The organism is Nocardiopsis sp. NPDC055824 (assembly GCF_053616335.1).
The window spans coordinates 1-9,478 of sequence record NZ_JBSHDN010000231.1 but is presented as its reverse complement, the minus strand read 5'-3'; the positions used below and the strand labels follow the sequence as shown (position 1 = coordinate 9,478).

Sequence of the window (9,478 nt, the reverse complement as noted above, 5' to 3'; positions counted from 1 at the left end):
CCCCGGGGGGGCGGGCCCACACCGGAGCGGTGTCGGCGGCGGGGTCAGACGGTGCCGACGGCCGGGTTCCGGGCCGACCGGCCGGGCGGCGCGGTGCTCTCCCGCTCGACCACCTCGCCCCGGACGGTGATCACGCGGGCCTCCTGGCCGGACTCCTCCTCCAGGGCGAGCACCGCGGCCCGCTCGCCCATCTCCTCCAGCGGAAGGCGCACGGTGGTCAGGGCGGGGGTGAGGTCGCGCAGGGTCGGGATGTCGTCGAAGCCCGCCACCGACAGGTCCTCGGGCACGCGCAGCCCCAGGTCGCGCAGGGCGGCCATCGCCCCGGTGGCCATCACGTCGTTGACCGCGAACAGGCAGGTGGCCCCGGTGCCGACCGCCATCAGGCGGCGGGTGGACTCGTAGCCGCCGTCGCGGGTGAACGCGCCGTGCACCACGTTGTGGTGGGCCAGCTCCAGGCCCGCGCCCGAGAGCGCCGAGTGGAACCCGTCCAGGCGCTCGCGCGCGGTCCACAGGTCGGTGGGCCCGGCCAGGATGGCGAACTCGCGGTGCCCCTGCGCGATGAGGTGGCGTGCGAGGTCGGCCGCGCCGGTGTGGTTGTCGGGCGTGACCGTGTCGGCGGGCAGCCCCTCCTGGGACACGCACGCCACCCGTCCGCCCTGGCGGCGGAACAGGCGGATCTCCTCGGCCAGGCGGCGGTTGCTCTCGTCGTCGGTCGAGCGCGATCCGACCAGTACCACCGCGCGCGCCCGGTGGGCGCGCAGTGCGGCCAGGATGCGCCCCTCCTTCTGGGCGGAGCGGCTCGTGGTGCCCAGCACCAGGACCAGTCCGCGCTCCTCGGTGTGGCGGGTGACCCCCGCCGCGATCGAGGAGAAGTAGGGGTCGGCGATGTCGTGGACGAGCAGCCCGACCAGTGAGCTGCTGTTGCGGGCGAGCGTCTGCGCCGAGGCGTTGGCCAGGTAGCCGAGTTCCTGGGCGCTCGCGGTGACCTTGTCGCGCAGCCGCTGGCTCACCTGCCTGGTGCTGCCGTTGATCACCCTGGAAGCCGTGGCCAGGGACACCCCGGCGTGTGAGGCGACCTGTTCCAGCGTCACGTAACCGGACTCCACACCGCTCCCTCTTCTGGTTCGGGCCACTGGGAAAACTCTTTCCTAGCGTAGCGGAGCCCTCGACCTGTTCACGGCCGATCGGGTCTCACGGGGTGGGGGCGGACATCTGGTCGCGCCAGGTCCGGGTGGGGTTCCAGCCGAGGGCGGTGCGGGCGGCCTCCGAGGAGAACACGGAGCGGCCGTCCGCCAGGGACGCGGCGGTCTGCGCCGTGGAGGGGTGGAAGCGGGGGAGCAGCTCGTGGACCGGGCCCTCCGCGAGCGGGTCCGGCGCGACGGCGTTGAAGACCTGGCCGCTGCGCACCCGCTCCGGCCGCTCCACCACGAGCGCGAACAGCTCGGCGGCGTCGCGCGCGTCCACGTAGTTGAACAGGGAGGTCGCGGCCAGAGCCGGGTCGGCCAGGCGCTCGGCCATGGTGTGGCCGAGCTGGGTGACCGCGCCCCGCCACTCCTCGGGGGCGACCACGTAGCCGGGGCGCACGCAGGACAGCACGCAGGTGTCGCTGGTGCGCGCCAGGGAGCGCACGGTGTCCTCGATGATGGCCTTGCTCAGCCCGTAGGCGTGCCAGGGGGCGACGGGGTGCTCCTCGTCCAGCGGCAGGGCCAGGGGCCGCCAGGAGGGCGTGTTGTAGCCGTAGACGGTGGGGCTGGAGGCGGCCACCGCCGAGCGGGCCCCGTGGGCGACGGCGGCGGAGAGCACGGCCCAGGCCAGGCCGGTGTTGACCTGGAGGGTCTCCACGTCGGGGCGGGCGAAGGGCACGGCGATCCCGGCCAGGTGGACGACGGCCTCGGGCCGCGCCCGGGTGAAGGCGTCCTCCCGTCCGGCGTCGTCCAGCAGGTCGGCGACGATCCCGGTGACCCCGGCCGGGTGGTCCGCCTCGGCGGTGTCAACCGACGTGACGTCGTGGCCGCGCTCGGCCAGGGTGGCCACGACGCTGCGGCCGAGCCTCCCCGAGCCTCCGGTGACGAGGACGCGCATGGGTGATGCCTTTCTCTCGTACGGCGCGTGGGCGCCGTGGTCGTCCACAGGCCGGTGAAGGGCCTGGTCCGGCCCGCTCCGCGGGCCTGCATTCGTTATAGGGGGCCGCCCGGACGGACGGCCCCGTGCTGCCCGCCCGCGGGGGCGTCGCAGGGCCCGGGGCGGCTTCCGGCACGGGCCTGCGCCGTTCCGGCGGCCAGGGGTTGCCGGGCCGCGAGGACCCACGGTCCCACGCCCCGGCCCCCGTGATCCCGGAACCCGGAGGCGTGCCCACCCGGCCGGGGCCCGAGGGCCGCCCCCGATCCCTCGGAACCCACGGCCGCCGCTCCGGCCCCGTCCGGCTCTCCCGCCCCGGGGCTTCCCGCGCTCAGTCCAGCGCGCCCACGGCCTCCGCCAGGGCCGCCGGGTCGGCGGGACGGCCGTCGCACACCGCCACGCGCAGTCCCCGCTCCAGCCGGCCGCCCCCGGGCAGGGGCAGTCGCTCCTCCCAGGCCAGAGCGGGGCCCACCCCCGGGTAGTCCGAGGCGCGCAGGAACCACGGGTCGCGGTGCCCGCCGGGCTGGACGAACAGGAGCGTCCACGGCGCACCGGAGCCGTCCTCCCCGGCCAGGGCCAGCCACGCGGCCCGGGAGCCGTGCAGGGCCTCCTCGCCCCGCAGGCCCCCGGCGCCGGTGACCTCCGGGGGCCGCGCGCCCAGCGGGGCGCGCCAGAACAGCCCGCCGTACCCCGCCCCGGGCCGGCCGTTCGTGGCGGGGCTGCCGATGCTCAGGTCCCGCCCGGAGGTGTTGGCCAGTTCCACCCGCAGGTCCAGCACCCAGGTGCGGGCGTCCAGGTCCAGGGCCCGGGTGGACCGCAGCTCGCGCAGCAGTTCCGCCCCGTCGGGCCCGGTCCAGGACAGCTCCTCGACCCGTTCGGCGTCCTTCTGCACCGCCCATGCCAGGTGCTCCTGGCGGCCGTGGTTGTCGAGCATCACCGAGCCCCGGTCGCGCACGAAGGTGCGTCCGCCCCAGAAGCTCACCCCCGAGACGTCGGGGACGGCCACGCCGACCCCCAGGTGGTGCAGGTGGTCGGCGGGCAGGTGCTCGGTGACCTCCGTGCCGCCCCGCGTGCGTACGGGGTGCAGGTAGGGGCGGGGCGAGAGCCGGGGATCGATGTCGACACCGTCCCGCTGGACGGCCAGGACGGCACCGTTGAGGGACAGGGACGCGGTCATGGGCGGTCCTTCGTGGTCGGTGTCGCCTCCGCGGCCCCGGGGAGCCACGCGGGTGCGAGTTCGGAGAACAGGGCGAGGTTCTGCGCGCTGCGGTGGACGAGCGCGCCGATCCCGTTGACGGTGCGGTGGGTGACGTCGTCCTCGTTCCACACCCGCTGGTGTTCGAGGGGGATCGGGGCCGGGTCCGGGGCGTGCCGGACCGCTTCCAGCACGTGCATGAACCCCCGGGTGGCCTCGGGCGGCACCAGCAGCGGAACGCCGTCGCGCAGGTGGTCGACCAGGTTCTCCAGCAGGCCCGTACGCGGGTGGACGGTGGTGGCCGGCGCACGGCCGGGCCGGTGCAGGGTGACCCGGTCGAGGGTGTAGTCCAGCTCGATCCGGCCGCGCTCGCCGTGCACGACCAGGCGCGGCGGTTGGCTGTCGGGGGCGCACAGCGTCACCGCGAGGGTGATGACGGTTCCGTCGGCGGTGCGCAGCCGCAGGCAGGAGGTGTCGTCGCTCTCGATGGGGTGGGCGTGGAACAGCTCCAGCTCCACGTCCCGGGGCGCCTCGGTGGCGGCCCCGGCCACGGCCAGGGCGGTGGCGACCGCGTGCGCGAACGGGTTGGTGAGCGCCCCGTCCACGACGTCGCGGCCGTCCAGGTGGCGGCGCCCGGCCCAGGGGGCCCGGTCGTAGTAGGCGGAGGTGCGCTTCCAGGCGCCTTCGCCGCCGATGCCGCGCACGCGGCCCACCGTTCCCTCGGCGATCAGGTCGCGCACGGCCGTGACCGCCTGGGAGCCCAGGCTCTGGAAGCCGACCTGGCAGGCGAGCCCGGAGGCGTCGACGGCCGCGCGCAGCTGCTCGAACTCGGCCAGGCCCGCCGTGGTGGGCTTCTCCAGCAGCAGGTGGGAGCCGTGGTCCAGGGCGATCCTGGCCAGCGGCAGGTGGGTGTGGATCGGGGTGACCAGGACGGTGATCCGGGCGCCGGTCTCGTCGACGGCCCTGCCGAGGTCGTCGAACCAGGGGACCGGGCCGTGGCCCTCCAGGTCGTCCCCGGGTTCGGGCGGTCGGCTGTCGCAGACGCCCGCCAGCCGGACGAGTCCGCTCTCGCACAGGGGGATCAGGGAGCGCAGGTGCGAGCGGCCGTGGCCGTGCAGGCCGACCAGGAGCACCGGGACGGGGCCGCCGGCGCGGCCCGCCCGTTCCTCGGCCCCGGCTCCCCGGGGCGCGGTCACCGGTCCGTCCCGAGCAGGTCGGCGATCCTGACCGGGGTCCCGGAGTCGATGGAGGCGTTCGCCGCGAGCCCGGTGAGCAGGGCGTTGCCGCCGTCGGCGTGGTCGGGGCGGATGCCGTCGTCGGATCCGCCGAACAGGGAGTCGAGCATGACCTGGTCGCCTCCGCCGTGGGGGCCCTCGCCGACCGCGATCGGGATCTCCTCGGGCTCCTGCCAGTGGCGGCGCAGGAGGAGGCGGGCCGAGGTGTGGTCCTTGGGGGCGGGCATGCCGCGCACGGGGGTGGACTCGTCCTGGTGGGGGGAGGTGTGGTCGAACTCGGTCATGTCCAGTTCCAGGCGCCCCCGGCTGCCGGTGATGGAGATCCGGTAGCCCTCCCAGGGGGCGTAGGCGACCAGGTGGTAGCTCAGGCGGGCTCCGGTGTCGTAGCCGACGAGCACCGACATGTCGTCCTCGATGGTGATGCCGGGGCCGAACACGTTGAGGTCGCGCCGGTAGCCGTCCTCGTGCTCGGCGTCCAGGTACAGGGCGGTGAGGTCGGGGCTGTCGCCCATGTGCAGGGCGAAGGGGTCGGCCTCGGCGGCGGGGGAGCCGTGTCCGCGTTCGTAGTCGCCCGCGAGGCCGTGGCGGCGGCCGTTCTCGTCGCCGTAGAAGAACAGGCGGCCCCAGGCGAACACCTCGGTGGGCCGGGCGCCGATCCACCAGTTGACGAGGTCGAAGTGGTGGCTGGCCTTGTGGACGAGCAGTCCGCCGGACTGGGTCTTGTCGCGGTGCCAGCGGCGGAAGTAGTCGGCGCCGTGGCGCAGGTCCAGCAGCCACTCGAAGTGCACCGAGCCCACCTCGCCGATGACCCCGGAGGCGATGAGGTCGCGCAGCTGGCGGTGGACGGGGTTGTAGCGGTAGTTGAAGCCGACGGTCACCCGGCCCCCGGTGCGGGCCTGGGCCTCGTTGATGCGCCGCAGACCTTCCAGGTCCGCGGTCATGGGCTTCTCGGTGATGGCGTCGAGGCCGGCGTCCAGCGCGGCGACGACGTAGTCGGCGTGGGTGCGGTCGACGGTGCACACGATGACCTCGTCGACCCGCTCCTCCTTCAGCATGCGGGTGAAGTCGGAGGGGGAGTAGGTCGGCACGGGGTCGAGACCGGCCTCGGTCACGATGCTGTTGTGCACGGCCATCCGGGTGGCGTTGGTGTCGCAGAGGGCGACCAGTCGTCCCTGGTCCCGGTGGGTGCCGGTCAGCGCCCGTGTGTACATCCGGGCCCGGGAACCGGTGCCGACGATCGCGTACCTGCGTGGAGTGGTGTCGTTCACATGCTGCATGGTAAACGCTTTCCAGAAAAAACGACAGGGGTGTCCTGCGACGAACTGGTCAAATCCGCGTCCCAAACCGATCACACTCACGCGTGTTCGCGTGGCTACCTGGAGTGGTGTTTGGCGCGCGAAGATCCCGGGAAGCGCGTTCACCGGCTCGTTCCCGCGCTGTGAGGGGGGCGCGAACGGTAACGATCTGGGGTGTGGATCACACTTGTGGGGAAACGAATCGTTGACACCCATGTAACCCGGTGCTAGAAACTGAACATCCTAATACTTGGATAGCGCTTACCAGGGCTACTCAGCCCGGTTCTCCCCGTGTTCTCGCACACACAGCGCCCGTGCCCTCCGAGTGAGATTGGCTCCCCATGAACCCAGGACCGAACGCCACCGGTCGCCGCCTTCCGTCGGCCCTCCGGGACGGCGGCGCGCCGTGAGCGCCCTGCTCCAGCGGGGGAGGGCGGCGGCTCAGGACCAGGCCGCGCCCGCGTCGCGCCCCCGCAGCGGAAAGAGCGCGGCCCCCCGCGCCAAGCGCGAGAACCTCGCCGCCTACGGCTTCCTGGCCCCGTGGTTCATCGGCCTGGTGTTCATCACCGCGGGTCCCCTCCTGGCCTCCCTGTACTTCTCCTTCACCGACTACAACCTCATCGGTGACCACGAGTGGGTCGGCGCCGAGAACTACGAGCGGATGTTCACCGACGCCCGGCTGCACAGCGCGCTGAGGGTCACGTTCGTCTACGTGTTCGTGTCGGTGCCGCTCCAGCTCGCCCTCGCCCTCGCCCTGGCGATGGTCCTGGACCGCGGTGTGCGGGGGCTGCCCCTGTACCGGTCGGTCTACTACCTGCCCTCCCTGCTGGGCGGCAGCGTCGCCATCGCCATCCTGTGGCGCCAGGTGTTCGGCGCCGAGGGCCTGATCAACCAGGTCCTGGGGTTCTTCGGGATCCAGGGCGAGGGGTGGGTCTCCCATCCCGACTACGCGCTGGGCACGCTGATCGTGCTCAATGTGTGGACGTTCGGCGCGCCCATGGTGATCTTCCTGGCCGGCCTGCGGCAGATCCCCGCCATGTACTACGAGGCGGCCTCCGTGGACGGGGCGGGACCGGTGAGCCGGTTCTGGAACATCACCGTTCCCATGCTCACGCCGATCATCTTCTTCAACCTGGTGCTCCAGATCATCAACGCCTTCCAGACCTTCACCCAGGCGTTCATCGTCAGCGGCGGCACCGGGGGCCCCTCGGACTCCACCCTCTTCTTCACGCTCTACCTCTACCAGCGCGGCTTCGGCGCCTTCGACATGGGCTACGCCTCGGCGATGGCCTGGCTGCTGCTGATGATCATCGGAGGGTTCACCGCGGTGAACTTCCTGGCCTCCAAGTACTGGGTCTTCTATGGCGACTGAGACAACGGCCCCCGCGACCTCCACCAGGCGCCTCGGGGCCCGACGCACACGACGGCTGCTCGTCCACATCGGGCTCATCGGGTTCGGGCTGATCATGCTCTACCCGCTGCTGTGGATGCTCTCCAGCTCCTTCAAGCCGACCGCGGAGATCTTCCGCGCCCCCGGGCTCATCCCGGAGACCTTCACCCCGGGCAACTACACCGAGGGGTGGACGGCGCTCCAGTTCCCGTTCCACCACTACCTGCTCAACTCTGCGGTCGTGGTGGCCGGATCCATCATCGGCAACCTCGTCGGCTGCTCGATGGCGGCCTACGCCTTCGCCCGCCTGGAGTTCCGCGGCAAGCGGCTCTTCTTCGCGGTCATGCTCGCCACGATCATGCTGCCGATCCACGTCGTGATCGTGCCGCAGTACATCCTGTTCGCCGAGCTGGGCTGGATCAACACGTTCCTTCCGCTGATCGTGCCCAAGCTCCTGGCGACGGACGGCTTCTTCATCTTCCTGATGGTGCAGTTCATCCGCGGACTGCCCAAGGACCTGGACGAGGCGGCGCGCATCGACGGCTGCGGTCACGTGAGGATCTTCTTCCAGATCATCATGCCGCTGTCGCTGCCGGCGCTGGCCACCACCGCGATCTTCACGTTCATCTGGACCTGGAACGACTTCTTCAGCCAGCTGATCTTCCTCACCAGCCCGGACATGTACACCGTCCCGGTCGCCCTTCGCACCTTCGTCGACTCCAGCTCCCAGACGTCCTGGGGGCCGCTGTTCGCGATGTCCGTCGTGGCACTCGGCCCGGTCTTCGGATTCTTCCTGGCCGGCCAGCGATACCTGGTCAAGGGCATCGCCACCACCGGAATCAAGTAGTCGAAAGGAAATCGACCCATGTACACACCCCCTGGCGTCGGGCGCCCCCGGGCCCGCCGTCGCAGTACCCTCCTCCCCCTGGCGGCCGCGGCGACCGCGCTCGTGATGGCCGTCACGGCCTGCGGAGGAGACTCCGGCTCCGAGGACGGCGTCGTCGAACTCCGCTTCTCCTGGTGGGGCGCCGACGACCGCCACTCCACGATGCAGCAGGTCATCGACGTCTTCGAGGCCGAGAACCCCGACATCCGGATCGTCGGGGACTACACCGACTGGAGCTCCTACTGGGACCGGCTGGCCACGAGCACCGCGGCCAACGACGCTCCCGACATCCTCATGCAGGAGGAGCGGTACCTGCGCGAGTACGGTGACCGGGGTGCGCTGGCCGACCTCACCGAGTTCAGCGATGTGCTGGACCTGTCGAAGATCGACCCGCTGGTGGCCGAGAGCGGCGACCTGGACGGCCAGACCTTCGGCGCCGCCAGCGGCGTGAACGCGTACGCGATCCTCGCCGACCCGCAGGCGTTCGAGGACGCGGGCGTGGAGATGCCCGACGACGAGACGTGGACGTGGGACGACTACGTCGAGATCTCGGCGCAGATCAGCGAGGCGACCGACGGCGAGACCGTGGGCACGCAGAGCATGTCCTACAACGAGTCCGGGTTCCAGATCTTCGCCCGTCAGCGGGGCGAGAACCTGTACGCCGAGGACGGCTCGCTCGGTTTCTCCCAGGAGACCATGGCGGAGTGGTTCAGCATCACCGAGCAGCTGCTGGAGAACGGCGGCCAGCCGGGGGCGGCCGAGAGCGTGGAGATCGAGGGCGGCGGTCCCGACCAGTCGGTCCTGTCCACGAACCAGGGCGCGATGGCGCACTTCTGGACCAACCAGCTCGGCGGCATCAGCGAGTCCTCCGGCCGGGAGATCGAGCTGCTGCGCTACCCGGGCGAGTCCGAGGGGGAGCGCACGGGGATGTACTTCAAGCCCGCGATGTTCTACTCCGTCGCGGCGTCCTCCGAGCACCCGGAGGAGGCGGCCCGGTTCGTGGACTTCATGCTCAACGAGAACGCGGCGGCCGAGCTGATCCTGGCCGACCTGGGCCTGCCCGCGAACGTGGACGTGCGCGCGCACATCCTCAACTCGCTGCCGGAGGCGGACGCGCGCAGTGCCGTGTTCCTGTCCGACATCGAGGGCACGATCGTGGACGGCAACCCGCCGCCCCCGATCGGCGCCGGCCAGGTCGTGGAGATCACCAAGCGGGTCACCGACGACCTGGCGTTCGGGAACCTGACGCCCGAGGAGGCCGCGGAGCAGTTCATGTCCGAGGTGGAGGCGGCGACCGGGGGCGCCTGACCCGGATCGGTGCGAGTGGTGGCCGGGCCCGGCGGGAGATCTCTCTCCCGC

The 9,478-nt window shown here is 71.9% G+C and carries 8 protein-coding genes; 3 read left to right on the top strand and 5 right to left on the bottom strand.

Annotation, left to right across the window (positions count from 1 at the left end; all coding sequences use genetic code 11):
• Positions 1–44: 44 nt before the first annotated feature.
• The 5 genes from ACWGL3_RS28390 to ACWGL3_RS28370 all read right to left on the bottom strand — a co-directional run bounded on the left by ACWGL3_RS28390 (position 45) and on the right by ACWGL3_RS28370 (position 5,825).
• Positions 45–1,106: a LacI family DNA-binding transcriptional regulator gene (locus tag ACWGL3_RS28390; RefSeq protein WP_267950134.1), complete on the bottom strand. Its 1,062-nt coding sequence runs from the start codon at positions 1,104–1,106 to the stop codon at positions 45–47.
• Positions 1,107–1,191: 85 nt separating this feature from the next.
• Complete coding sequence (locus ACWGL3_RS28385; protein ID WP_267950133.1) at positions 1,192–2,082, bottom strand: NAD-dependent epimerase/dehydratase family protein; 891 nt, start codon at positions 2,080–2,082, stop codon at positions 1,192–1,194.
• A gap of 367 nt (positions 2,083–2,449) precedes the next feature.
• Entirely contained in the window at positions 2,450–3,295 is an 846-nt protein-coding gene (locus ACWGL3_RS28380) for a DUF6807 domain-containing protein (RefSeq protein ID WP_452462000.1), read from the bottom strand.
• A complete protein-coding gene (locus ACWGL3_RS28375) occupies positions 3,292–4,509 on the bottom strand; it encodes a Gfo/Idh/MocA family protein (RefSeq protein ID WP_452461999.1) in 1,218 nt (405 codons plus the stop codon). The genes ACWGL3_RS28380 and ACWGL3_RS28375 overlap by 4 nt, the downstream gene beginning before the upstream one ends.
• On the bottom strand, positions 4,506–5,825 hold the full coding sequence (locus ACWGL3_RS28370) for a Gfo/Idh/MocA family oxidoreductase (protein WP_267950130.1): 1,320 nt from the start codon (positions 5,823–5,825) through the stop codon (positions 4,506–4,508). The genes ACWGL3_RS28375 and ACWGL3_RS28370 overlap by 4 nt, the downstream gene beginning before the upstream one ends.
• 424 nt (positions 5,826–6,249) lie before the next feature.
• On the opposite strand from ACWGL3_RS28370, the gene ACWGL3_RS28365 reads away from it, so the two are divergent.
• Genes ACWGL3_RS28365 through ACWGL3_RS28355 form a run of 3 tightly spaced genes read left to right on the top strand, consistent with a single transcriptional unit; the run spans position 6,250 to position 9,427 of the window.
• Entirely contained in the window at positions 6,250–7,215 is a 966-nt protein-coding gene (locus ACWGL3_RS28365) for a carbohydrate ABC transporter permease (RefSeq protein ID WP_267950129.1), read from the top strand.
• Positions 7,205–8,080, top strand: coding sequence for a carbohydrate ABC transporter permease (locus ACWGL3_RS28360; RefSeq protein ID WP_267950128.1), 876 nt, complete (start codon positions 7,205–7,207; stop codon positions 8,078–8,080). The genes ACWGL3_RS28365 and ACWGL3_RS28360 overlap by 11 nt, the downstream gene beginning before the upstream one ends.
• A gap of 18 nt (positions 8,081–8,098) precedes the next feature.
• Positions 8,099–9,427: an ABC transporter substrate-binding protein gene (locus ACWGL3_RS28355; RefSeq protein ID WP_352982461.1), complete on the top strand. Its 1,329-nt coding sequence runs from the start codon at positions 8,099–8,101 to the stop codon at positions 9,425–9,427.
• Positions 9,428–9,478: the final 51 nt, after the last annotated feature.